The sequence below is a fragment of the Streptomyces sp. NBC_00076 genome (assembly GCF_045041235.1).
GTDB lineage: Bacteria > Actinomycetota > Actinomycetes > Streptomycetales > Streptomycetaceae > Streptomyces.
This window is the reverse complement of sequence record NZ_CP108242.1, coordinates 4,296,546-4,321,745: the sequence shown is the minus strand read 5'-3', so window position 1 is coordinate 4,321,745 and position 25,200 is coordinate 4,296,546. Positions and strand designations below refer to the sequence as shown.

General features: G+C 71.8%; 18 protein-coding genes. 12 read left to right on the top strand and 6 right to left on the bottom strand.

Translation table 11 applies throughout. The annotated features are described in order from the left end of the window. The first annotated feature begins 13 nt into the window (after positions 1 to 13). Both OHA64_RS19460 and OHA64_RS19455 read left to right on the top strand, forming a co-directional pair. Positions 14 to 1,621, top strand: coding sequence for a peptidoglycan recognition protein (locus OHA64_RS19460; RefSeq protein ID WP_405614665.1), 1,608 nt, complete (start codon positions 14 to 16; stop codon positions 1,619 to 1,621). Between the two features lie 249 nt (positions 1,622 to 1,870). Beyond that, positions 1,871 to 2,953: a sugar phosphate nucleotidyltransferase gene (locus OHA64_RS19455; RefSeq protein ID WP_405614663.1), complete on the top strand. Its 1,083-nt coding sequence runs from the start codon at positions 1,871 to 1,873 to the stop codon at positions 2,951 to 2,953. Between the two features lie 299 nt (positions 2,954 to 3,252). Here OHA64_RS19455 and OHA64_RS19450 read toward each other — a convergent pair whose 3' ends face one another. The 4 genes from OHA64_RS19450 to OHA64_RS19435 form a co-directional block, all read right to left on the bottom strand. Then, on the bottom strand, positions 3,253 to 4,257 hold the full coding sequence (locus OHA64_RS19450) for a DNA-3-methyladenine glycosylase family protein (protein WP_405614661.1): 1,005 nt from the start codon (positions 4,255 to 4,257) through the stop codon (positions 3,253 to 3,255). Positions 4,258 to 4,453: 196 nt separating this feature from the next. Continuing rightward, entirely contained in the window at positions 4,454 to 5,764 is a 1,311-nt protein-coding gene (locus OHA64_RS19445; RefSeq protein ID WP_405614659.1) for a coenzyme F420-0:L-glutamate ligase, read from the bottom strand. Continuing rightward, a complete protein-coding gene (gene cofD, locus OHA64_RS19440; RefSeq protein ID WP_405614657.1) occupies positions 5,761 to 6,720 on the bottom strand; it encodes a 2-phospho-L-lactate transferase in 960 nt (319 codons plus the stop codon). Before cofD ends, OHA64_RS19445 begins: the two co-directional genes overlap by 4 nt. A 73-nt stretch (positions 6,721 to 6,793) precedes the next feature. Beyond that, a complete protein-coding gene (locus tag OHA64_RS19435) occupies positions 6,794 to 7,339 on the bottom strand; it encodes a cysteine dioxygenase (RefSeq protein ID WP_405614655.1) in 546 nt (181 codons plus the stop codon). A 742-nt stretch (positions 7,340 to 8,081) separates the two neighbouring features. Here OHA64_RS19435 and OHA64_RS19430 point away from each other — a divergent pair. From OHA64_RS19430 to OHA64_RS19420, 3 genes are all read left to right on the top strand, one after another. Next, complete coding sequence (locus tag OHA64_RS19430; RefSeq protein ID WP_003975777.1) at positions 8,082 to 8,345, top strand: WhiB family transcriptional regulator; 264 nt, start codon at positions 8,082 to 8,084, stop codon at positions 8,343 to 8,345. A gap of 243 nt (positions 8,346 to 8,588) precedes the next feature. Beyond that, the gene (locus OHA64_RS19425) at positions 8,589 to 12,290 is read left to right on the top strand and encodes a glycosyltransferase (RefSeq protein ID WP_405614653.1); all 3,702 of its coding nucleotides are present in this window, start codon (positions 8,589 to 8,591) and stop codon (positions 12,288 to 12,290) included. Beyond that, positions 12,287 to 13,774, top strand: a complete 1,488-nt coding sequence (locus OHA64_RS19420) for a DUF5719 family protein (RefSeq protein WP_405614651.1) — start codon at positions 12,287 to 12,289, stop codon at positions 13,772 to 13,774. The genes OHA64_RS19425 and OHA64_RS19420 overlap by 4 nt, the downstream gene beginning before the upstream one ends. 31 nt (positions 13,775 to 13,805) lie before the next feature. Here the strand turns inward: OHA64_RS19420 and OHA64_RS19415 are convergent, their stop codons facing one another. After that, entirely contained in the window at positions 13,806 to 14,255 is a 450-nt protein-coding gene (locus OHA64_RS19415; protein ID WP_405624026.1) for a metallopeptidase family protein, read from the bottom strand. A gap of 292 nt (positions 14,256 to 14,547) precedes the next feature. Here OHA64_RS19415 and OHA64_RS19410 point away from each other — a divergent pair, with 292 nt between their 5' ends. The 7 genes from OHA64_RS19410 to OHA64_RS19380 all read left to right on the top strand — a co-directional run bounded on the left by OHA64_RS19410 (position 14,548) and on the right by OHA64_RS19380 (position 22,413). Further along, positions 14,548 to 14,973, top strand: coding sequence for a DUF3499 domain-containing protein (locus OHA64_RS19410; RefSeq protein ID WP_405624025.1), 426 nt, complete (start codon positions 14,548 to 14,550; stop codon positions 14,971 to 14,973). A gap of 260 nt (positions 14,974 to 15,233) precedes the next feature. Continuing rightward, a complete protein-coding gene (locus tag OHA64_RS19405; RefSeq protein WP_405624024.1) occupies positions 15,234 to 16,850 on the top strand; it encodes an L-lactate permease in 1,617 nt (538 codons plus the stop codon). A 117-nt stretch (positions 16,851 to 16,967) separates the two neighbouring features. Then, positions 16,968 to 18,374, top strand: a complete 1,407-nt coding sequence (locus OHA64_RS19400) for a phosphomannomutase/phosphoglucomutase (RefSeq protein WP_405614649.1) — start codon at positions 16,968 to 16,970, stop codon at positions 18,372 to 18,374. Between the two features lie 230 nt (positions 18,375 to 18,604). Beyond that, positions 18,605 to 18,775, top strand: coding sequence for a Trm112 family protein (locus tag OHA64_RS19395; RefSeq protein WP_306980442.1), 171 nt, complete (start codon positions 18,605 to 18,607; stop codon positions 18,773 to 18,775). A 64-nt stretch (positions 18,776 to 18,839) separates the two neighbouring features. Beyond that, complete coding sequence (locus OHA64_RS19390; protein WP_405614647.1) at positions 18,840 to 19,973, top strand: SIS domain-containing protein; 1,134 nt, start codon at positions 18,840 to 18,842, stop codon at positions 19,971 to 19,973. A 163-nt stretch (positions 19,974 to 20,136) separates the two neighbouring features. After that, complete coding sequence (gene manA / locus OHA64_RS19385; protein ID WP_405614645.1) at positions 20,137 to 21,288, top strand: mannose-6-phosphate isomerase, class I; 1,152 nt, start codon at positions 20,137 to 20,139, stop codon at positions 21,286 to 21,288. A gap of 144 nt (positions 21,289 to 21,432) precedes the next feature. Further along, positions 21,433 to 22,413: a cation diffusion facilitator family transporter gene (locus OHA64_RS19380; RefSeq protein WP_405614643.1), complete on the top strand. Its 981-nt coding sequence runs from the start codon at positions 21,433 to 21,435 to the stop codon at positions 22,411 to 22,413. A 347-nt stretch (positions 22,414 to 22,760) separates the two neighbouring features. Here the strand turns inward: OHA64_RS19380 and OHA64_RS19375 are convergent, their stop codons facing one another. Next, positions 22,761 to 24,902 carry a fructose-specific PTS transporter subunit EIIC gene (locus tag OHA64_RS19375; RefSeq protein ID WP_405614641.1) on the bottom strand — a complete coding sequence of 714 codons (2,142 nt, stop codon included), beginning with the start codon at positions 24,900 to 24,902 and terminating at the stop codon, positions 22,761 to 22,763. Positions 24,903 to 25,200: the final 298 nt, after the last annotated feature.

The following is a 25,200-nucleotide window of genomic DNA, read 5'->3' as shown; positions in this document are numbered from 1 at the left end:
GATATGAGTGGCTATGTCCAAGATCGGGGACATGCGTGGATTCCTTGCTTCCTCGATCGGTGTCACCTGTGCGGCCGCCCTGGCTCTTCCGCTGACCCCGCCCGCGGCCGCGGTGAACACCCCGGCCCCGGCGAGTGCGGCGGCCACCGCGGCCCTGACGGACAACGCGGCCACGGCGACCGCGAGACGGTCGACCGCGGAAGCGTCCGGCAGCACCCAGTCACTGCCGCTCGCGTCCCTGGCCCGCGACCGCTCCCTCGGACCCGCGGCGGAACAGGGCCTGCCCCGCCGCGAAGTACGGCACTTCTCGCTCGTCGGCGTGGTCTGGGACGACCCCGCCACCGAACTCCACGGCCGAGTCCAGGTCCGCACCCGCGCCGCCGGCACGGGCGCCTGGTCCGGCTGGCAGGACGTCGAGACCCACAACGCCGAACACGCGGCCGACCCGGACACCGCCGAAGGCGCCTCGGATCGCGTGCGCGGCGCCACGGCCCCGCTGTGGGTGGGCGACTCCGACGGCGTGGAGGTACGCGTCCGGGCGGACGCCAAGATCCCGGCGCCCCACGCCGACGAGCCCGCCGACGGCCACCGTACGGCGACGGCGACCTCCCCCCTCCCCGCGGGCATGCGCCTCGAACTCGTGGACCCCGGCGAGGAGGCGACCCCGGCCGCTCCCGGCACCGCCGCTCCTGGCGCCTCGGTCGGTGGCGCCTCGGCCAGCGGAACCTCGGTCCGCGCGACCGCTCCGGACGCCTTGGCCCGCCACACCTCAGTCCCCGTCAACGGCCCGCAGGTCCTGGCGGGTTACACCACCGGCCGCGGCAACAACTCGGCCGCCGAACCGGCCAAGGCCCTCACCGCCGTGCAGGCCTCCGCCGCCAACGCCGAACTGTCGGTCCCCCTCGGCGCCACCGCGATTCCCGCGCTCGATCGGAAGGCGACCGAGCGGGAGCTGTTCGCCCTGCGGACCGGTGAGTCGACGAAGTCGCTGCGGGGGAAGCCGCGGGGGAAGCCGTACATCGGACCACGCCCGCGTATTGTCACGCGGCGTGGCTGGGGCGCGAACGAGAAGCTGCGGGAGCAGTGGTTCGGCTACACGAGCAAGGTCAAGGCCGCCTTCGTCCACCACACGGCCACGGGCAACGGGTACAAATGCGCGCAGGCCCCCTCAGTCATCCGTGGTATCTACCGCTACCACGTCGTCAGCATGGGCTGGCGCGACATCGGCTACAACTTCCTCGTCGACAAGTGCGGAAACATCTACGAGGGACGTGCCGGGGGCGTGGCGAAGCCGGTCATGGGCGCACACACGCTCGGTTTCAACACCAACAGCATGGGGATCGCCGTCCTCGGCAGCTACAGCTCCACCAAGCCGTCCGCCGCCACGGTGAAGGCCATCGCTCGGCTCACCGCGTGGAAACTCGGCCTTCACGGGGTCAATCCGCGTGCGAAGACATACCTGAAGTCCGGCGGTGGCAATCTCTACCGAAAGGGAAAAAATGTGCGACTGAATGTGATCTCCGGCCATCGGGACGGCTTCGCCACGGAGTGCCCCGGCCGCAAGCTCTACGGCAAGCTCGGCACGGCCCGCACGACCGCGGCCCGCTACCAGGGACGCTAGGGCGGGACCCGGATCCGGGCCTGGACTTGGACGTGGACCTGGATCCCGACCTGGCCCGGGTCGGCTCGGGAGCGGGAACCGTCCGGGGACCGGCGGAGTCTGTTCGACTGGCCGGAGGACACATTCGCCGCCGTCGGGGGACAAGAGGCTGAATGCCACCTGCCCGTCGAAGGCAGCGCACAACGGTCTGCATACACTGTCCGGCCGAAAGACAGTTCGGCCGGTCCCGGCAGGAAGCGGAGACGACAGGTGACAGAAGCGATCCTCCTGGTCGGCGGCAAGGGCACCCGGCTGCGCCCCCTCACGGTGCACACGCCGAAGCCCATGGTCCGGGCGGCCGGGGTCCCCTTCCTCACGCACCAACTGGCGAGAGCGAGAGCGGCGGGCGTCGACCACATCGTGCTCGCCACCTCGTACCTGGCCGAGGTCTTCGAGCCGTACTTCGGCGACGGCTCCGCGCTGGGTCTCCACATCGAGTACGTCACGGAGGAGGAGCCCCTCGGCACCGGCGGCGCCATCCGCAACGTGGCGTCCCGCCTCCAATCGGGTCCCGACGACCCGGTCCTGATCTTCAACGGCGACATCCTGACAGGCCTGGACATCCGGGCGCTGGTCCACACCCACGAGACCACGGGCGCGGACGTGTCGTTGCACCTCACCAAGGTCACCGACCCGCGGGCCTACGGCCTGGTCCCCACAGATGACACGGGCAGGGTCCTGGCGTTCCTGGAGAAGCCCCAGACGCCCGAGGAGATCGTCACCGACCAGATCAACGCGGGGGCGTACGTCTTCCGCCGCTCGGTCATCGACACGATCCCGGCGGGGCGCCCGGTCTCGGTGGAACGCGAGACGTTCCCGGACCTGTTGGCGGCCGGGGCCCACTTGCAGGGCATGGTCGACTCCACGTACTGGCTGGACCTCGGCACCCCGGCGGCCTTCGTCCGCGGCTCCGCCGACCTGGTCCTGGGCCGGGCCCCGTCTCCCGCGGTCCCCGGCCGCGGCGCCGACCGCCTGATCCTGCCCACGGCCACCGTGGCCCCCGACGCCAAGCTCACGGGCGGCACGGTGGTGGGCGAGGGCGCCCTCGTCGCGGAGGGGGCGAGGGTCTTCGGGTCGACGATCCTCCCGGGTGCCGTCATCGAACCCGGCGCCGTCATCACCGACTCCCTCATCGGCACCCGCGCCCGCGTGGGCGAACGCTCCGTCCTCACCGGCACGGTCATCGGCGACGGGGCGGTCGTCGGCGCCGACAACGAACTCCGCGACGGAATGCGGGTGTGGTGCGACGCGCGCATCCCGGCGGGGGCGGTGCGGTTCTCCTCGGACCAGTAGGCGAGGGGCCGGCGGGCCGGTAGGCGCGGACCCGGCAGGCGAGGGCGGCGCCTGGCGACGCCGGGCCAGGCATTCCAGCCTGTCCGGCGTTCGAGCGCGAGGCCGGCTTCCGGTGGGGCCGGGACCGGTGGGCGTGGTCGGATGACGAAGGTGAGTGGGGATCTGAGGGGCTCACGGGCACATCACCGTGACGGGCCCTCAGGCACATCACCGTGACGGGCCCCGGGCACATCACCGTGACGGGCCCCGGGCACATCACCGTGACGGCCCCCGGGCACATCACCGTGACGCCGGCCGGCTCACAACCGCCCGATGTCCCCCCGCGGCATCCGCGGCGCCCGCCGAGCCGGAACCCTTCCGCTCAGCAGGATGTACCGGGCCGCCCGATGCCGTTGCCCCGCATACGGCTCCAGCAACTCCAACATCACCGAGTCGTCCGCGTCCCGATCCCCGGCCAACGCCCACCCCACGATCCCCGGCAGATGCAGATCCCCCACGGTCACCGCGTCCGCCGCTCCGTGACTGCGCTGCACCACCTCCGCCGACGTCCACGGCCCGATCCCCGGCACCACCTCCAACCGAGCCTGCGCCGCCTCCGCCTCCATCCGCACGGCCTCCTCCATCCGCGCCGCCACCCGGACAGCCCGCAGAATCGTCGACGCCCGCTTGTTGTCGACGCCGGCCCGATGCCACTCCCACGACGGGATCAACGCCCACGTCCGAGGCGTTGGCATCACCCACAGCCGCCCACCCGCCGCGGGCCCCGGCGCCGGCTCCCCGAACTTCCGCACCAGCAAGCGCCACGCCCGATACGCCTCGTCGGTCGTGACCTTCTGCTCCAGCACCGAGGGGATCAACGACTCCAGCACCAGCCCGGTCCGCGCCAGCCGAAGCCCCGGCCGCCGATGCCAGGCCCCCGCCACCACCCGGTGCCGAGGCGTGAACGCGGCCGGGTCGTCATCGGCCCCCAGCATCCCCGGCAACCGACCCAGCAGCCACTCCGCCCCCGGCCCCCATGCCTCCCCGAGCACCTCACCCCGCACCGCGGCGACCCGCAGCGTGCCCGGCCCGACCGGAGTCAGGCTGGCCCGCCACACGGACCCGTCCGGCATCGCCCGGAACGTCGGATCACCCGGCCCCCGCCGAAGCGGCCCGAGCACCAGCCCGAGATCGAGCGGCCAGTCGGGCACCCACCTCCGCACCCGCCCCGCGGCCCCCGGCACCGCCCCGCGAGCGGCGGGCACGACGACCTCCCCGCCGCGCACGGTCGCGCGCGTGGGCCGGGGAGCGAACCGTCCTGCCACGATGAAAGTCCCAGGGATGCCGGAAAGTCCTGCGAAGGTCCTGCGAATGTCCTAAGGGCCCTACCAGAGCCCTGCGAGAGTCCTACGAGAGTAGAGGCCACGCGGACCAGAGGTAACCGTAAGCGGGCGGCACCCGAACGGATCCGCGCCCCGCTTCGACGCAGCACCACACCGGCGGCAGTTCACCGGCGGCACCTCACCGCACCTCGATGAAGCTCCCCGCATCCCGCTCAGGCCGCTCCCGCGGCTCCTGGGCCGGATGCCCGACCGCCACCGCCCCCATCGGATCCCAGTCCTCCGGCAGCCCCAACACCTCCCGCACCACATCACGGCAGAACATCGTGGACGACACCCACGCCGACCCCAGCCGCTCCCCGGCCAGCGCGACGAGGAAGTTCTGCACGCCGGCCCCCGTGGCGACCACGAACATCTCCCGCTCCGCCGCGTCCCGCCGCGGATCGCCGTACGTGTGCGAGCCGTCCATGACGAGACACGGCACCACCAGACAGGGCGCGCCCCGCAGCACATCCCCCCGCCGCACCCGCTTGGAGATGGACTCCTCGCTCTTCCCGTCCCGCCGTAGATCGGCGATCCAGGCCTCGCGCATGGCGTCCAGCAACCCGGTCCGCGCGGCCTCGGACTCCAGCAGCACGAACCGCCACGGCGTCGTGTGGTGCGGCGCCGGCGCCGTCACGGCCGCGGCCACGGCCCGTCGAACGGCCCCCGGGTCGACCGGCTCGTCCGTGAAGGCCCGTACCGTACGCCGCTGGGTCACCGCGGCCCGCACCGCTTCCGAGGTGCCCAGCCGGAACATGTCGTCGCGTGCGTCGCGCACCATGGTCCGCGCGCCCTCACCGTGCTCCTTGGCCACCACATGCGGCAGCCCGCGCACCACGGCGACGGGCAGCCCGGCGGCCTTGCCCTTCACCAGGTCACCGGCGGCGGCCAGCTCGTCCGCCGTCGCGACGACCGTCGCGCTGAGGGGATTGTCGTACGCGTCCGTGCCGCCGCGCAGATCGTCGAGCACCCGCACTCCGGCGGCGCCGATCGCCACGTCCGTGAGACCCGCGCGCCAGGGCCGCCCGAAGGTGTCGGTGACGAGGACCCCGACGTCGACACCGAGGGCGTCCCGCAGGCCGTCCCGGATCGCCCGCGCGGACGCGTCCGGATCCTCCGGCAGCAACAGGACCGTCCCCGAAGGGGTGTTGGAGGCGTCGACACCGGCGGCGGCCATCACCAGCCCCTGCCGGTTCTCGACGATCCTGAGCGCACCGCGCCGCGCCACGACACGTACGGTCTCTGCGTCGATCGCCGCTTCCCGGTCGGACGCCTGGATGACACGGCCCTCCGCCTTCGACACGATCTTCGAGGTGACGAGGACGACGTCCCCGTCGGCCAGCGCGGGCTCGGCGGCGGCGATCAGCTTGGCGAGATCGTCGCCCCGCTGCACCTCGGGGAGCCCGGGCACCGCCCAGACCCGGTAACCGTCGACAGGTACGCCGCTCATACCGCTCGCACCTCCTCGGCCAGCGTCAGCGCCTCCCTGGCCATCTGCGCGGTCGCGTCGAGGTCGGTCATCATCAGCGGCACGGCCCGGCACCTGATCCCCGCGGCCTCCACCCGCTCCACCACGCCCGCGTCCACGGTGTCGACCAGCCAGCCGTCCAGCAGGCCCGAGCCGTAGTGCTCGGCGACCGCCGAGGCCGTCGACTCCACGCCGACCGCCGCGAGCACCTTGTCGGCCATCCCGCGCACGGGCGCGTCCCCGACGATGGGGGACAGGCCCACCACCGGCACCCCGGCGTCGGCGATCGCCTCGCGGATGCCGGGCACGGCGAGGATCGTGCCGATGGAGACGACCGGGTTGGAGGGCGGGAAGAGTACGACGTCCGCCTCCGCGATGGCTTCCAGGACGCCCGGCGCCGGCTTGGACTGGTCCGCCCCGACCGGCACGATGGCCTCGGCCGGCACACCGGCCCGCAGCCGCACCCAGTACTCCTGGAAGTGGACTGCCTTGCGCTCCCCGTCGACCTCGACGGCGACATGGGTCTCGACCCGGTCGTCCGTCATGGGGATCAGCCGTACGCCCGGCTTCCACCGGTCGCACAGTGCCTCGGTCACCGCGCTCAGCGAATACCCCGCACTGATCATCTGCGTCCGCACTATGTGCGTGGCGAAGTCGCGGTCGCCGAGCCCGAACCACTCGGGCCCGGCGCCGTACGCCGCGAGCTCCTCCTTGAGGTGGAAGGTCTCGTCGGCCCGCCCCCAGCCCTGCTCCTCGTTGATGCCGCCGCCGAGCGTGTACATCACCGTGTCGAGGTCCGGGCAGACCTTCAGCCCGAAGAGGTGAATGTCGTCCCCGGTGTTGCCGATGACCGTGACGTCCGCGTCCGGCGCGGCCCGCTTCAGACCGCGCAGGAACCGGGCACCACCGATGCCGCCTGCCAGAACCACAATGCGCATGGGCCAAGTCTTGCAGGCGGGTACGACAACGCGTCAGGCGGTCACGCGAAGCGCCGGCCGGGCACGACCTGCGTCAGGCGGTCACGACGTCCACGTCGTCTTGGGTCGCGGGGGCCGTGCACGCCAGGGGGGCCGCACCGGCCGACCGCAGCTGGGACTGGGGGAGCATCGGCATCTCGGTGAGGCCCGGGTAGTAGAGGTGCAGACTCACGGCCGGCTCCAGCGCGTCGTTGACCACTTCGTGGACGTATCCCGGGGCGAAGACCCGCTGGGCGCCCGCCCCCAACGCGCGGGTGCCCCGCTCGGTCCGCTCGGTCAGCGTGCCCTCCAGGACGGTCAGGACACCGGAGGAGCGTCCGTGGTCGTGCAGCCCGCTGCCCTGCCCCGGCACCCAGGACAGCAGCCACACCTCGTAGCCGGGCCCGGTACGCAGCCGGTGGTACCAGCGCGTGGTCGCGTCGTAGCGGACGAGGTGCTCCCACTGGGAGCGGTCGGCGGCGAGGGAGCGGGCCAGGCCGACGAACTCGGCCACGGTGGCCGGGTGCTCGCGCGGGGCCTGGAGCAGGTGTGGGACTTCGAGGATGTCGCCGGCGATCTGGATGTCGCTGTCGCTGTTCATGGGGTGGGGTGTTTCCTCGGCGGAAGAGTGGGGGCTGGCTGGGTGTCGCGTACCGTCCGCCCGGGTCGCGAGCGGGAGGGGTGCCCGGTGAGGGCTCGATCCGGGTGGGGATCAAAGGAAACGGCAGCCGAGTCGCGGTGGACTCACGTACAGCCGGAGCGCGTTGGGCTCAACAGCTGGGACAGCAACAACAGCTACAGCGAGCGCGGGCAGCACCGAGGGACCCGGCCGAGCGGGTCGAGGTGAGTGCCAAGTTCGCGAGCATGCCCACAAGGACATCGGTTCACACACCGACTGTCAACTCGGCACCCGACAAGTGGGACATGTTTCACCTCATCCGGTCCATCTCCGAGGTGAAAGGTTTGTGCAGGCCCCACCCGGGACACATGGCGCACAACCGGGCGCGCAAGCCCCGTTGTGATCCCGTGATGCGACTGTGATCCGGTTTGCTTCGCTGCGCGTGTCGGAACGAGACCGAACTTCTGGGCGTCCTTCTCCGTACAGGTCCGGAAAGGCCCTGTGGGACATGGGGCGTCCTCTCGGGCTCCTTCTGCTTGTCAAGGTTTATGACGATTTGAAGACTTTCCGCAAGGCCTTGGTTCCGCAGAGTGAATAAGGGGCCCAATAGCAGATCTCGGCTTGACTCGCCCGGATCAGCACACTTGTAATTTCACTCGTGTCGTTCAGCCGACTTCGGTAACGGCTAGATCACGGGGACGCGAAAGACAGACGAGGGGCGCACATGACCGAGCTGGTGCAGCAACTGCTGGTCGACGACGCGGACGAGGAACTCGGCTGGCAGGAGCGCGCGCTGTGCGCCCAGACCGACCCCGAGTCCTTCTTTCCCGAGAAGGGCGGCTCCACCCGCGAGGCCAAGAAGGTCTGCCTCGCCTGTGAGGTCCGCTCCGAGTGCCTCGAGTACGCCCTCGCCAACGACGAACGTTTCGGCATCTGGGGCGGTCTGTCCGAGCGCGAACGCCGCAGACTGAAGAAGGCCGCCGTCTGAACCGAGGGGCACCCGCCTCACGTCCGTACACCCCTACGTCCACGAACGGCCCGTCGCCGGTGGGTTGTCCACAGGCGGCCGGCCGCATCACCCTTCCGTCGCCCGGCCACCGCCCCCCATCGAGGCGCTTCGCATCGACCCTTTTGGTTCTGCCGATAGTGTGGGCGCTCGTCCGAGACGCCCCGCTGCCCCCTCGGGGCACAGGCGTCCACCGCAGTCCAGCGAACCGGGGCCCGTACCTCGATGTCCGTGCACAGCCACCCGGCAGCCCAGCAAGACACCGCTGCCACACCTGAGTTTCCGCGCCATGTGGTGACCGCGGTCCTCGTCTCCCACGACGGCGCCCGCTGGCTGCCCGACGCGCTCGCCGGGCTGCTCGGCCAGGAGCGCCCCGTGCAGTTCGCCATGGGCGCCGACACCGGCAGCGCGGACGACTCCGCCCAGCTGGTCACCGACGCCCTCGGCGCCGACCGCGTGCTGCATCTCGCCCGGCGCACGGGCTTCGGCCAGGCCGTCGAGGAGGCGGGCCGCACCGCCCCCGCCCTCACGCCCGACGAGCTGCCGTACCTGAAGCGGCCGAGCGGCTGGGACCCCGTCAGCCGCACCTGGCGCGACGACGCCTACGACATGCCGGAACTCCCGCACGGGGAACCGGTCCAGTGGCTGTGGCTGCTGCACGACGACTGTGCCCCCGAACCGGACGCCCTGGCCCAGCTGCTGCGGGTCGTGGACAGCGAGTACGAACTCGGCCGGGACGACGTCGCCGTCGTGGGCCCCAAGCTCCGTGGCTGGTACGACCGCCGGCAGCTGCTGGAGGTCGGCGTCACCATCGCCCACTCCGGCCGCCGCTGGACCGGCCTCGACCGCCGCGAACAGGACCAGGGCCAGCACGACCACGTCCGCCCGGTGCTGTCCGTCTCCACCGCGGGCATGCTGATCCGGCGCGACGTCTTCGAGCAACTCGGCGGGTTCGACCGCCGGCTGCCCCTGATGCGTGACGACGTCGACCTGTGCTGGCGCGCCCACGCGGCCGGCTACCGCGTCCTGATCGCCCCCGAAGCCGTCGTACGACACGCCGAGGCCGCCTCCCGCGAGCGTCGTGCCGTCGACTGCGCGGGCCGCACCACCGCCTCCCCGCACAAGGTCGACAAGGCCGGCGCGGCCTACACCCTGCTCGTCAACACGCGCACGGCCGTGCTGCCCTGGGTGCTGCTGCGGCTCGTCCTGGGCACCTTGCTGCGGACTGTCGCCTACCTCGTCGGCAAGGTCCCCGGACAGGCCGTCGACGAGATCCGCGGTCTGTTGGGCACCCTGCTGCGGCCCGAGCGGATCCTCGCCGGCCGCCGCAGGCGCGGCCGTCCCTCCGTCGGCAAGGAGGAGACGCGGCCGCTCTTCCCGCCGCCCGGCGCGACGATCCGCGCCACGGTCGAACAGGCCGCCGGCGACCTCTTCGGCAGCTCCGACCCGGAGGCCACCTCCGGCGCCGGCCGGCACGGCGGCGGAATCGAGTCCGGGCCCGGCGGCGACGACGCCGACTTCCTGGAGATCGAGCAGTTCGCCCGCCTCAAGCGCGTCGCCCGCAAGCCCGGCCCGGTGCTCTTCCTGATGCTGCTGCTGGTCTCCCTGGTCGCCTGCCGCGCCCTCCTCGGCGGCGGCGCGCTGGCGGGCGGTGCCCTGCTGCCGGCCTCGGCCGACTCCGGTGAACTGTGGTCCCGCTACCTCGACGCCTGGCACACCGTGGGCGCCGGCGGCACCTCGTCCGCGCCGCCGTACCTCGCCCTCGTCGCGATGATCGCGTCCGTGCTGTTCGGCTCGACCGGCCTCGCGATCACGATCCTGCTGGTCTGCTCGGTCCCGCTGGCGGGCCTCACCGCGTACTTCGCCTCCCGCCCGCTCGTCGAGTCCCGCCTCCTGCGCGCGTGGGCCGCCGTCGTCTACGCCTTCCTGCCCGCCGCCACCGGTGCCCTCGCCGGCGGCCGCCTCGGCACCGCCGTTCTGGCCGTCCTGCTGCCGCTCATCGCGCGCGCGGGCATCGCGGCCAGCGGCCTCGCGAACGCCTCCGGCACGCGCGGCAGTTGGCGGGCGACCTGGGCGTACGCGCTGCTGCTGACCGTCACCACCGCGTTCACGCCGATCATCTGGCCCATCACGCTGGTCCTCGGCATCGGCCTGCTGGCCGTGCGTCGCGCCGAGATCACCGCCTACGGTCTGCGCTTCCTGGCCCAGTTCGGCGTGCCCCTGCTCGTCCTCGCGCCCTGGTCGCTGACCCTGCTCCCGTTCGGCTTCTTCCGGGAAGCCGGCCTGGAGTACGGCTCCTCGGCCGCCACCGCCCTGGACCTGCTCGGTATCAGTCCCGGCGGCCCCGGCACGGTCAGCGGACTGATGCTCATCGGCGTGGTCCTGGCCGCGCTCGCCTCCCTGCTGCGCACCGAGCGGCAGTTCGGCATCTGGACCGCCTGGGCCGCGGCCCTCGTCGGCCTGATGTTCGCGGTCCTGTCCAACGCCTCCACCTGGGCCGGCCCCGCCACCCTCGTCTACGGCCTCGCCCTCCTGGCGGCGGCCGTTCTCGGTGCCGACGGGGCACGCGCGCGCGTGGCCGAGCAGAGCTTCGGCTGGCGCCAGCCGGTCGCCGCGCTGATCGCCTTCGCCTCGGCCGCGGGCCCGCTGCTCGTCGCCGCCGGCTGGATGATCGGCGGCGCCGACGGACCGCTGGAGCGGCGCGACCCCGTGCAGGTGCCCGCGTTCGTCGCCGAGGAGAGCGGCACCAGCGACCAGGCCCGCACCCTCGTCCTCGACAGCGACTCCGCCGCCCACGTCGGCTACATGCTGGTCCGCGGCTCCGGAGCCCGCCTCGGCGACGCCGAACTCACCGCGGCCGACGGCGAGAACAGCGGGCTCGACAAGGTCGTCGCCAACCTCGTCGCCGGCTCCGGCGCCGACCAGACCGACCAGCTCGGCAAGTTCGCCGTGCGCTACGTCCTCGTCCACAAGGGCGCGCCCCGCGAGGTCACCCGCGTCCTGGACGCCACACCGGGGCTGTCCCGGCTCAGCCAGCAGGACGGCAGCGGCCTGTGGCGGATCGACCAGGAGGTGGCGCGCGCCACCATCGTCACCGAGTCCGGTGCCCCGCGGCCCGTCGCCGCCGGTCCAGTCGACATCCACACCACGATCCCGTCCGGCGCCGACGGCCGCGTCCTGCGCCTGGCCGACACCGCCGCCGAGGGCTGGACGGCCACCCTGGACGGCCGGCCGCTCCCCCGCACCACGGTCGACGGCTGGGCCCAGGGCTTCGAACTCCCCGCTTCCGGCGGCAAGCTGGACGTCACCTTCGACGACCCGTTCACGCACACCGCCTGGCTGTGGGCGCAGGGCGCCCTCGCCCTCGTCCTCGTCGTGCTGGCGCTGCCCGGCCGCCGCCGCCATGTCGACGACGACCTCCCCGAGGAGCCCGCCGTCCCCGCCCAGGCCGTCGCCGGCGAGGGCCGCCGCGCCCGCCGTCTGCGCGCCCAGGCCGAGGCCGAAGAAGGCGGCCGACCCGACGAGTTCCCGCCTCCGCCGCCGGGGGAGGCCCCCGTGCCCGCCCCCGTCCCGCAGCAGTCCTACGGCCAGTGGGACACCCCGAGCCACACCGGCGCCCCGTACGGCAACGGCTACGGCGGCGAGCAGTACCAGGACGCCCACCAGCAGTACTCCGCGGGAGGCTACGACCAACAGCCCTACCAGGCTGACCCGTACCAGGGCGGCCAGTACGACCCGTACGTGTACGGCGCCCAGTCCCAGCAGACGCCGTACGACCAGGGCTACGGCCAGGAGTACGCACAGCAGGGTTACGACCAGGGCTACGACCCCACGTACGACCCGGCGCAGCAGCAGCAGCAGGAGCAGCAGCCGCCGCACCCCCACGGCACCGACCCTGAGCAGCGCCCCGACGGGAGCCAGCAGTGAACCGCACCACCCTGTCCCTGATCGCCGGCACCGCCGCGCTCGCCGCCATCACCGGATTCGCCGTCCTCGACACACCGGACGCCGCCGGCTCGAACGCCGCGCGCACGGCGGCCGAACTGCCCGTGGAACGCACCAGCCTGCTGTGCCCGACGCCCAGCCTCTCCGACCTCGCGGAGACCTCGTACACGTCCTTCACGCCCGTCACCAAGGGCGCCGGGAGCGACGGCAAGGGCGAACTCCAGCCCGCCGCCGGGCAGTCGGCGGACGACAAGGGCGCGTCGAAGAAGAAGGCCAAGCCGGTCCTGACGCAGAAGGCGCCCGGCACCCCGGTCACGGGGGACGTCTCCGGTGGCGACAGCCCCGCACTCCTCGGCACCGCCGAGGGCAGTTACGCGCCCGGCTGGACCCTCCAGGAGACCACCGAGGTCGCCGCGGGCACGGGCCGCGGTCTCCAGGGCGTCAACTGCACCGCCCCGGACACGGAGTTCTGGTTCCCCGGCGCCAGCACGGCCGCCGACCGCACCGACTACGTGCACCTCACCAACCCCGACGACTCCGCCGCCGTCGTCGACGTCGAGCTCTACGGCAAGGACGGCGCCCTGCAGACCACGGTCGGGGAGGGCATCACGGTCCAGCCGCACTCCAGTGATCCGGTGCTGCTGTCCACGCTCACGGCCGCGAAGCAGGAGAACCTCACCGTCCATGTGAACGTCCGCAGCGGGCGCGTGGCGGCGTCCGTGCAGGCGCTGGACGACCGGCTCGGCGGCGACTGGCTGGCCGCGGCCACGGACCCGGCGGGCGGTCTCGTCCTGCCCGGCATCCCGAAGGACGCCACCGCCGTACGCCTGATCGCCTTCACCCCCGGAGACTCCGACGCCGACCTGAAGGTGCGCCTGGCCTCCCCGACCGGGTCGATCACGCCCGCCGGGAACGAGACGCTGCACGTGAAGGCGGGCATGACGACCGCGGTCGACCTCGGGGACGTCACCCGGGGAGAGGCCGGCTCCCTGATCCTCACCCCGACCGACCAGTCCGTTCCGGTGGTCGCCGCCCTGAGGATCGTCCGCGGCAAGGGGGACAAGCAGGAGACGGCGTTCATCCCCGCCGCCGCAGCCGTCGGCCGGCGCGCCACGTCCGCCGACAACAGCTCCAAGGGCACCACGCTCGCCCTGACCGCCCCGGGCCGTGCCGCGAAGGTCAAGGTCACCGCCTCGGCGGGCAGCGACGGCGGCACTCCCGCGTCGAAGACGTTCACGATCAAGGCGGGCACTGCCCAGAACGTCGAGGCGCCGGTCCCCAGTGGCCTGAAGGGCACGTACGCGTTGACGGTGGAGCCGCTGTCGGGGGGCCCGGTCTACGCGGCCCGCACCCTCGCAGCCGCCGAGGGGGGCGTCTCGGGCTTCACCATCCAGACCCTCGCGGACGACCGGGGGATGGTGTCGGTACCGGAAGCGGACGAGGACCTGTCGGTCCTGCAGAAGTAGCTCCGGACCGGGAGGGAGGACCCGGCTGAGGTCAGTCCTCCCCGTACCGGGGGTCCACCGTCTCCGGAGTCAGTCCCAACAGCTCCGCGACCTGCTCCACGACGATCTCGTGCACCAGCGCGGCCCGCTCGTCCCGGCCCTTGGTGCGGATCTCCACCGGCCGCCGGTACACGATCACCCGGGCCCGCTGTCCCTCCCCTGAGGGAATCGTGCCGCCCAGGGGAACCGCCTCGTCGTTCCAGACCTCCCCGGGCCCGTCGAGCCGCGGCACTTCGAGCACCAGGAAATCGATGTCGGCGAGCTGCGGCCAGCGCCGCTCCAGCCGCTCCACGGAGTCCTGCACCAGATCCGCGAACGCCTCCGCACGGCTCGCGGAGAGCGGCACCTGCGGCGGGGCGATCGGGCCGCGCATGCCCCGTCCGTGGCGATCACGACGACGGGGCCCGGGGCCGGCGGCACGGGGTGTTGCGGGGTTGTCCATCACTGGTGAAGCGTAGTCCCCGCCACGCGCGCGTGCCCGACCCCCACGCGGCATCGCGACGGCATCCGTCCGTCCCGCACGGCATGTCGGCAGTTGACCATTCCAGCCAAGGTTGGGCTCGATTCCGTATCTCTGCGCGACCGTCGATCTCCAGGCAATTGACGTGGTTTGTGTCGAGTGGTGACCGTGCTCGAAAGCGTCCGACCCCTCGGAAAGCGGTGTCGGTGCAGGTCAGAGCGGTGTGCCCGGAGGAGTGTGTGGGGCGTTTCACAGCACGACACAGTGCAGCGACCTGGAGGAGAGTCGTCGCGGCCCGCTCAAGAGTGCGGTACCGTCCAACGTCGTGAGCCCTGTACGTCGCTGTTCGCGAACCGCTTGCGGCCGTCCCGCCGTCGCGACGCTGACGTACGTCTACGCCGACTCGACCGCGGTCCTCGGCCCGCTCGCCACCTACGCCGAACCCCACTGCTACGACCTGTGCGCCGAGCACTCCGAGCGCCTCACCGCCCCGCGCGGCTGGGAGGTCGTCCGCCTCCTCGACGGCTCGGCTCCGGCCCGGCCCAGCGGCGACGACCTGGAAGCGCTTGCCAACGCCGTGCGCGAGGCGGCCCGCCCCCAGGAGCGCGCGGCCGGGGGTGCCGGCGGAGGGCGTGGGGCGGACCCGATGGAGGTCGCACGCCGCGGTCATCTGCGGGTGCTGCGCTCGCCGGACAACTGATTCCGGGCAGCTGAGTCCGGACAGCCGAGTCCGGACAGCTGACTACGGTCCGCCCCTTGTCCGCACGGCTGCCCCGTGTCCGTACGGCCGTCCCGTTCCGTTTCCGTTCGAATGACGGGAAGGGTGGTTGGGGGATGACGGGATGACGGGATGACCGGGATGACGCACACCCCATTGACGTGTCGTTGGCGCGGACACGACCATTCCGTTAGCCGAAGTGAGAAATCGCTTTCCGCATGACGGAATCCGGGGAGCCGCCCGTGTACGTCCAGGAACTGGAACCCGTCGCCGACTCGCTCGGCCTGTCCGCCCTCGTGGCGACACTGCCCCTGCTGATCGTCCTCGTGCTCCTCGGCGGTGTCCGCGTGAAGGCGCACCTGGCGGGCCTCACCGGCCTCCTCGCGGCCGTACTGGTCGCCTGGCTCGCCTACCGCATGCCACTGGAGCAGACGGTCTCCAGCGCCGCCCAGGGAGCCGCGTTCGGTCTCTTCCCCATCCTGTGGATCGTCGTCAACGCCCTGTGGGTGTACCGGATGACGGTCCGCACCCGGCACTTCGACATCCTGCGCCGCTCCTTCGGGCGGCTGTCCGACGACCCGCGGATCCAGGCCCTTGTGGTCGCCTTCTGCTTCGGCGCGCTCCTGGAGGCCCTCGCCGGCTTCGGCGCGCCCGTCGCGATCTGTTCCGTCATGCTCGTGGCGCTGGGCTTCGACCCGGTGCGCGCGGCGGTCGTCGCGCTGGTCGCCAACACCGCGCCGGTCGCCTTCGGCGCGATGGGCACGCCGGTCGTCACCCTCGCCCAGGTCACCGGACTGCCCCTGGACACCGTGGCGTCCGTGGTGGGCCGTCAAACTCCCCTGCTGGCCCTGGTGGTGCCGCTGGTGCTGGTCTGGCTGGTGGACGGCCGCAGGGGCCTGCGCGAGACCTGGGTGCCCGCCCTGGTGTGCGGAACCGCCTTCGCCGCGGCGCAGTTCGCCGCCTCGAACTACCTCTCCGCGCAACTCGCAGACATCGGGGCCGCTTTGGCGGGCGCGGGCGCCCTGGTCGCCGTACCGCACGCGCGCAGGCCGGCTGCCGAGCCCGTCCGCGCGGCGGTGCTGACCGGGGCCCGCAGCGAGGACCTGGACGAGACCGACCCGCGCGGCGAAGTCCTGCGCGCCTACGCCCCGTACGCGCTGATCGTCGCGATCTTCTCCGTCGCGCAGATCCCGGCCGTCAAGGACTGGCTGGCCCGGACGACCCAGACGTACGACTGGCCCTTCCTGAACGTCGTCACCCCGGACGGCGATCCGGTCGGCGGGAACCTCTTCAGCTGGCCGATCGTGTCCACCGGCGGCACCCTCGTGCTGCTCGCCGGCGTGTGCACAGCGGTCGTGCTCAAGGTGCACGCGCGCGTGGCGGTCAGGGAATGGGCGTCCACGGTGCACGAGTTGAGGTTCGCGATCCTGACCGTGACGTCCGTCCTGGGCCTCGCATACGTCATGAACCTCTCCGGACAGGCCGCCACCATCGGCCACTTCGTGGCGGCCGCCGGCGCCGGTCTCGCCTTCCTCTCACCGGTCCTCGGCTGGTTCGGGGTGGCCGTCTCCGGCTCGGACACCTCCGCCAACGCGCTGTTCGGGGCGTTGCAGGTGACCGCGGCCCGCGAGTCGGGACTGTCCCCGGAGCTCCTGGCCGCCGCCAACAGCTCCGGCGGCGTCCTCGGCAAGATGATCTCCCCGCAGAACCTCACCATCGCCTGCGCGGCGGTGGGCCTCGCGGGCCGCGAGGGGGACCTGCTGCGCAAGGTGCTGCCCTGGAGCGCCGGACTGCTCCTGGTGATGTGCCTGATCGTGGTCGGGCAGAGTTCCCCGGTGCTGGGCTGGATGCTGCCCTGACGACACACCTGTGCTGGTCTGACCTGAGGTTACGGCCGGAAGTCCACTCGGCCACCGCACAGCGCACTGTCAGTCGGTACGGGTAGTTTGGGGCGACCTACAGGACTTTCAGAAGGGTTGGTCGTGGCTGATCTCTCACAGCTCGTGAAGGCGTACGACGTGCGCGGGGTCGTCCCGGACCAGTGGGACGAGTCGCTGGCCGAGCTCTTCGGCGCCGCGTTCGTCCAGGTGACCGGGGCGAGCGCGATCGTGACGGGGCACGACATGCGGCCGTCGTCCCCCGGACTGTCGCGTGCCTTCGCGCGCGGAGCGGCGGCACGCGGCGTGGACGTCACCGAGATCCGCCTGTGCTCGACCGACCAGCTGTACTACGCGTCCGGCGCGTTGAACCTGCCGGGCGCCATGTTCACCGCCTCGCACAACCCCGCCCAGTACAACGGCATCAAGATGTGCCGCGCGGGAGCCGCCCCGGTCGGCCAGGACACGGGCCTCGCCGAGGTCCGCGAACTGGTCGAGGAGTGGAGCGAGTCGGGCGCCCCCGAGCCGGCCGCGGCACCGGGGACGATCACGACGCAGGACACGCTGAAGGACTACGCCGCCTACCTCCGTTCCCTCGTCGACCTGACGTCCGGCTCCCACCACCGCCCTACCAGGGAAGGCGCTTCGGGCCCCTCCCATCTGAAGGTCGTCGTCGACGCGGGCAACGGCATGGGCGGCCACACCGTCCCCACGGTCTTCGCCGGCCTACCGCTCGACGTAGTCCCGATGTACTTCGAACTGGACGGCACGTTCCCGAACCACGAGGCCAACCCCCTCGACCCGGCGAACATCGTCGACCTGCAGAAGCGCGTCCGCGACGAGGGCGCCGACCTCGGTATCGCCTTCGACGGCGACGCCGACCGCTGTTTCGTCGTCGACGAGCACGGCGACCCGGTCTCCCCGTCCGCCATCACCGCCCTGGTGGCCTCCCGCGAACTCGCCAAGCACGGCGGCAAGGGCACGATCATCCACAACCTGATCACGTCCTGGTCGGTGCCCGAGGTCGTGAAGGAGCAGGGCGGCACACCGGTCCGCACGCGCGTGGGCCACTCCTTCATCAAGGCCGAGATGGCGAGGACCGGCGCGATCTTCGGCGGCGAGCACTCCGCGCACTACTACTTCAAGGACTTCTGGAACGCCGACACCGGCATGCTGGCCGCCCTGCACGTCCTGGCCGCCCTCGGCGGTCAGGAGGGCCCCCTCTCGGCCCTGGTGGCGCAGTACGACCGCTACGCCGGCTCCGGCGAGATCAACTCCACCGTCGACGACCAGGCGGGCCGCCTCACCGCGGTGCGCTCCGCGTACGAGGGCCACGAGGGCATCGAGCTGGACCTGCTGGACGGCCTGACGGTGTCGTCGGCCGACTGGTGGTTCAACGTCCGTCCCTCCAACACGGAACCGCTGCTGCGGCTGAACGCGGAGGCCAGGGACGAGGCGACGATGACGAAGGTGCGGGACGAGGTTCTGGCAATCATCCGAGGCTGAGGCGGATCATCCGAGGCTGAGCGCCGCCGGTACCCGTCCGAAGGGACGGGCACCGGCGGAGGGGACGGGCACCGGCAAAGCAGGGCCAACTCGGCGGCCGGCCACGCCCGCACCGGTCGCCCACGAACCCCGGTCCGCTGCGGCATCCACACCCCGCGTTCCCGGCGGTACCCTGACCAGGCACATCCGCACACGCAAGCGCACGCGAACCCGCCCCGAAGGGACACCCCATGCCGCTCGAAGCCGGCCTCCTGGAGATCCTCGCCTGCCCGGCCTGCCACGCCCCCCTCACGGAGCAGGACACCGAGCTGATCTGCACCGGCCAGGACTGCGGCCTGGCGTACCCCGTCCGTGACGGCATCCCCGTCCTCCTCGTCGACGAGGCCCGCCGCCCCGCCTGAGCCACCACCTGGCGACCCGGAGACCCGCGCATCCGACGAACCCGGCCACCGGAGGCTGCCGCCCATGCTCGACGAATCGCTCCTCGACACCCCTGAGGCACTCGCGGAGGCCGACCATCGCGGCCTGCTCCGAGGCGCCGCCGAGGCCGGTGCCCGCGTCCGCACCGCCGCCCGGCACGCAGCCGAGGCCGGCGTACCCGACCTCAAACCGGACGGCCGCCCCCGCGCCGTCCTCATCGCGGGCCCCGGCACCGCCGCCGTCTGCGTCGCCGACCTCCTCGGCACGCTCGCGGGCCCCGGCAGCCCGGTCATCCGCCTGGCTCCGACCGGCGTCGCCCCCGCGGCGGGCGCCCTGCGCTGGGAACTGCCCGGCTGGGCCGGCTCCGTGGACCTGCTTCTGATCGCCACCCCCGACGGCACCGAACCGGGGCTGTCGCTGCTCGCCGAAGCGGCGTACCGACGGGGCTGCACGGTCGTCGCCGTGGCCCCGGCCCGCACTCCGCTCACCGAGGCGGTGGACGGCGCCCACGGCCTCTTCGTGCCGCTGGCGACCGCCCCGTACGACGAACAGCAGGACGTACTCCCCGCCGCGTCCGCCCCCGGCATCCTGTGGGCGCTGCTCACGCCACTGCTCGCGATCCTCGACCGAACCGGTCTGCTCACCGCTCCGCCGGACGCCCTCAGCAAGGTCGCCGACCGCCTCGACCGCGTCGCCGAGCGCTGCGGTCCCGCCATCGCGACCTACAGCAACCCGGCCAAGACCCTGGCCGCCGAGCTCGCCGACACCCTCCCGGTGATCTGGACCGAGGGCACCTCCGGGGGACCCGCCGGGCGCCGTTTCGCCGCCGCCCTCGCCGAGTTGGCCGGCACGCCGGCGGTCGTCGCCGAACTGCCCGAGGCCCTCGCCGCCCACAGTGCCCTCCTCGCGGGCACCTTGGCCGCCGCCGCCGACCCCGACGACTTCTTCCGCGACCGCGTGGAGGAAGCGCCCGCCCTGCACGCGCGCGTGGTGCTGCTCCGCGACCGCCCGATCGGCGGCCTCACCGCCGCCCCCGGCGCCCGCGAACTGGCCCTCACCCACGACACACCGATCAGTGAACTGGAGCCGGAATCAGGCGGTGAACTGGAGACCCTCGCGGAACTGATCGCCATGACGGATTTCGCCGCCGTTTACCTGGCGCTCGCTTCCAGGCCCTGATCTTGCCCAGGACGCCTTGACCGCCGTAGGCACAGCGGTGTCGTGCGTACGGAAGTCGTACGCACACAGAACTCGTGAACGCAGAAGCAATGCACGCAGAAGCGGCACGCAGAAGCCGTGCACACAGAGAAGTCGTACGCACAGAACCGGCAGGAAGAACCCCATGGACCGCCTCGACAACACGATCCGCCCCTACGCCTGGGGTTCGGCCACCGCGATCCCGCGACTGCTCGGCGTGGAGCCGACCGGTGAGCCGCAGGCGGAGATGTGGATGGGCGCCCACCCGGGCGCACCCTCCCGCACCGGGCGCGGCACCCTCGTCGAGGTCGTCGAGGCCGACCCGGAACGAGAGTTGGGCGCGCCGGCCGTGGCCAAGTTCGGCCCGCGACTGCCCTTCCTGCTCAAGATCCTCGCCGCCGGCGCCCCGCTCTCCCTCCAGGTGCACCCCGACCTGGAGCAGGCGAAGGAGGGTTACGCGGACGAGGAACGCCGGAACATTCCCATCGACGCCCCGCACCGCAACTACAAGGACGCCAACCACAAGCCCGAACTCATCTGCGCGCTCACCGAGTTCGACGGCCTGTGCGGCTTCCGTGACCCGGCCGAGGCCGCCGGCCTCCTCGACGGGCTCGGCGTCGACGCCCTCAAGCCGTACGTCGACCTGCTGCACGCCCGCCCCGAGGACGCGGCCCTGCGCGAGGTCCTCACGGCGATCCTCACCGCCGACCCGGACGAGATGGCCCGCACGGTCACCGCGGCCACCTCCGCCTGCACCCGGCTCGGCGGCACCTACGCCCCTTACGCGGACATCGCCCACCACTACCCGGGCGACCCCGGCGTCATCGCCGCGATGCTCCTCAACCACGTCCGACTCCAGCCCGGCGAGGCACTGTTCCTCGGCGCAGGCATCCCGCACGCGTACCTGAACGGCCTCGGCGTCGAGATCATGGCGAACTCCGACAACGTCCTGCGCTGCGGCCTGACCCCCAAGCACGTCGACGTGCCCGAACTCCTGCGCATCGTCCGCTTCGAACCGAGCGACCCCGGCGTGCTGCGCCCCGAGGCCTCACTCGACGACGAGGAGGTCTACGAGACCCCGATCGACGAGTTCCGGCTCTCCCGGTACGTCCTGCCCGAGGGCGCCGCCGCCCACGACCTCACCCGCGCGACCCCACAGATCCTGCTCTGCGCGTCCGGGTCGGTACGCGCGGGCGAGTACGAGCTGACGGCCGGGCAGTCCGTGTTCGTACCGGCGGGCGAGAAGGCCGAGGTGTCGGGGGCGGGCACACTCTTCCGAGCCACTGTGATTGTCTGACCGTCTCTGTGGATACCTGACGAGTCCGTGCCGCGCGGGGCTGCAAGAATGGCCCACCGGCAAAGGCCCGGCAAAGGCCCGGGTCCTTGGCGACCCTCCTTGAGCGACCGCGTACGTACGAAGGCGAAGGGACAACGCGAACACATGAGCGCGTCAGGCGGTACCAAAGCGATCGTGGCGGCACTCGGCGCCAACCTCGCGATCGCGGCATCGAAGTTCGTGGCGTTCGCGTTCAGCGGTTCATCGTCGATGCTCGCCGAGGGCGTGCACTCGCTCGCCGACTCCGGCAACCAGTTCCTGCTCCTGCTCGGCGGCAAGAAGGCCCAGCGCGAGGCCACCCCGCAGCACCCCTTCGGCTACGGCCGCGAGCGCTACATCTACGCCTTCCTCGTCTCCATCGTCCTCTTCTCGGTCGGCGGCATGTTCGCCATCTACGAGGGCTACGAGAAGATCAAGGAACCGCACGAGATCGAGCACTGGTACTGGCCGGTGGGCGTCCTGGTCTTCGCGATCATCGCCGAGTCGTTCTCCTTCCGGACGGCCATCAAGGAGTCCAACCCGCTGCGCGGCGACCTCTCCTGGAAGGAGTTCGTGCGCCGTGCCAAGGCCCCCGAACTCCCGGTCGTCCTTCTGGAGGACTTCGGCGCGCTCGTCGGCCTGGTCCTCGCACTCGGCGGTGTCGGCCTGGCCCTGCTCACCGGTGACGGCGTGTGGGACGGCATCGGCACCCTCTGCATCGGCATCCTGCTCATCCTGATCGCCCTCGTCCTGGCCGCCGAGACCAAGTCCCTGCTGCTCGGCGAGTCGGCGGGCGTCGAGGACGTCCGGAAGATCGAGACGGCGATCGTCGACGGCGCCACGGTCACCGGCATCATCCACATGCGCACGCTCCACCTGGGCCCCGAGGAGCTGTTGGTCGCCGCCAAGATCTCCGTCCAGCACGACGACTCCGCCGCCCAGGTCGCCTCCGCCATCAACGCCGCCGAGGCCCGTATCCGCGAGGCCGTCCCGATCGCCCGCGTGATCTACCTCGAACCCGACATCTACAGCGAGGCGGAAGCCGCCAAGGGCGCCGACCGCGAGGCCACACCCGGGGGACCCGCACAGCAGCCGACCGGGCACTGAGCTCCCGTACGGCGACGAGGCCCGCCGAGTGTTCGGCGGGCCCCGTCGGCCGTCGTCACACCTGCGCCCTCCAGGACGGGCCCGCGTTAACCGCCTTCCGCTGCCGCACAGCAAGCGCGGCGATCCCCAGGCCGAGCCCGGTGAGTCCGACCAGGAGCCCACCCACGCCCCCAGGCCGAGCAGCACCACGACACGCTGCATGACCGCGCCGTCGAAGTGGTACCGCCCGGGCGCGGTGCAGAGCACCACGTCACCGCGGCGCAGAGAGTATCGGCGGCCTGTGAACCGGCTGTGCGGGCCCGCGTCCCGTACTCGGACGCGGGCCCGTCGGCCAACGGATCGCCCGGCTAACGGATCTCGCTCAGCACAGCGAGAACCGCCGTCTCGTCCACGGCCGCCGATAGCCGCTCCCGGAACCCGGGATCCATCAACTTCCGTGACAACAGCGCCAGAATCCGCAGATGTTCATCGCCCGCGGCCGCCTCCGGTACGGCGATCATGAACACCAACCTGGCCTTCGTGCCGTCCAGGGAGCCCCACTCGACACCCTCGGCGGACCGTGCGAAGCCGACCACGGGTGCGCTCACCGCGTCCGTCTTGGCATGCGGAATCGCGATCTCCTCACCGAGCCCGGTCGTTCCCTGAGCCTCCCGCCGCAGCGCCGTCGCCACGAGCTCGTCCCCATCCACGACCTTGCCGGTCCGCGCCAGCAGTTCCGCCATCTCCTGAATGGCGGACTCCTTGTCCCGCGCGTCGAGTTCGACCTTCACGGTCCGCTCGCTGAGATAGCCGGAGAGGACCTCGTCGCCGACAGCACCGCTCTCACCGGATGCGGCAGCCTCCCCAAACCTGGAGGGGCTCTGATGCGGTACGACGGCACGGGCGTCCGGAGTGCCTTCGTCCGGCGTCGTGTCCGGGGCATTGACAGCCGAGGCGGCGGGCGTACCCGCACCGGGGCCGCCCGGCGCGCTGGAGCCCGTCCCCGCCCCTGCCCCGACCAGCACGGGCTCAGCATTCGGGACCGGGGCAAGGCCGCGCCGACGCTCACCGACGTCCACCAACGCGACCGTCGTCAGCGCGGTGACCACCGTGCCGACCACCACCGCCACGAAGAACATGGGTACGCCGCTCACCGCGCCCAGTACCGCCACGATCGGTCCGCCGTGGGGGACCGCGTCCTCGACACCGGCGACACCGGCGACCGCACCGGCCACCGCGCCGCCGAGCATGTTCGCCGGTATGACCTGCGCGGGCCGTGCCGCCGCGAACGGGATCGCTCCCTCGGAGATGCCGAAACAGCCCATGAACAGCGAGGCGAGACCCGTCTCCCGCTCCTGCTCGGTGTACAGCCGCTTGCGTATCAGCGTGGCCAACCCCTGCCCCAGCGGCATGACCGGGATGGCCGCGGCGCACATGCCCATGACCGTCTGGTTGCCGGTCGCGATCAGCCCGGTACCGAAGAGAAAGGCCGTCTTGTTGACCGGGCCGCCCATGTCGAAGGCGATCATCAGGCCGAGGATCGCGCCCAGCAGGATCGCGCTCGTGCCCGTCATCCCGCTGAGCCAGTCGGTGAGATGCTCGAAGACCCACGAGATCGGCTTTCCGATCACATAGACGAAGAACAGCCCGAGTGCCGTGGTCGCCACGATCGGGATCACGATGATCGGCATGATCGGCTGCACGAACTTCGGGACCCTGAACTTCTTGATCCACAGCACCAGGTACCCGGCCAGGAACCCCGTCACGATCGCCCCGATGAACCCGGCACCCGCCTTCGAGTCGTACAGCGACCCGGTGTTGGCGATCCAGCCGCCGATCATGCCCGGGACCAGCGCTGGCCGGTCCCCGATGGCATAGGCGATGTAGCCGGACAGGATCGGCACCATCAGCGTGAAGCCGATGACACCGATGTTGTTCACGTCCATCCAGAAGGAGTCCTTCGGGATGACCAGCCCGCCGGACGGGTCGGTGTGCCCGCCGAGCGACAGCGAGATGGCGATCAGGAGCCCTCCGACCACCACGAACGGGATCATGTAACTGACCCCGTTCATCAGCGCCTTGTACGCGACACTGCGTTCTTTGCCGCCACCGTGGGCCGCCGTGGGCGCTATGGTCCGGCCCGGTGCGTGCACGGGCGCCGACTGCACCCGGTCGATCAATTGCTCGGGGTGACGGATGCCCTCGGCCACCCCGACGGTCAGGACGCGCTTGCCCACGAAACGGCTCAGGTCGACATCCTTGTCCGCGGCGACGATGACCCCGTCCGCGCTTCTGACATCGTTGTCATCAAGGATGTTTTCGGCCCCGATGGACCCCTGCGTCTCCACCTTCATCTCGATACCGCGGCTCGCGGCGGCCTGTGCGAGTTTCTCGGCGGCCATGTACGTGTGTGCGATGCCGGTCGGGCACGCGGTCACCGCGAGCAGCTTCAAGTGCTTCTGCTCGGTGGTGCCGCGGCCCGTGGGGGGAGGGCCGGCCGGACTGGTCACGTCGATCTCCTAACGCCTTCGTCGAACGGAACGCCGTCCCGGGCGCCCCGCAAGATCGATCAGTTGTTCCGATCTCCCGGCATCCTGCCCCACACCCGCCCGCAGCCCCAAGGAGCAGAAAGCCCCTGTCGGCTCTGTTCTGCGCGCACGCGTAATCCTTCCCACCCTCGCTCGCGGATGTCCTGTTCTCACCCGTGATCAGGCCCACTCTCCGCACCCGGCATGAGTCCGGCGGGAGCCGGGCACAAGCCCCGACCCCAAGCCGTGATGGCGCGAAGTGTTCGGAGGCGGACTGGGG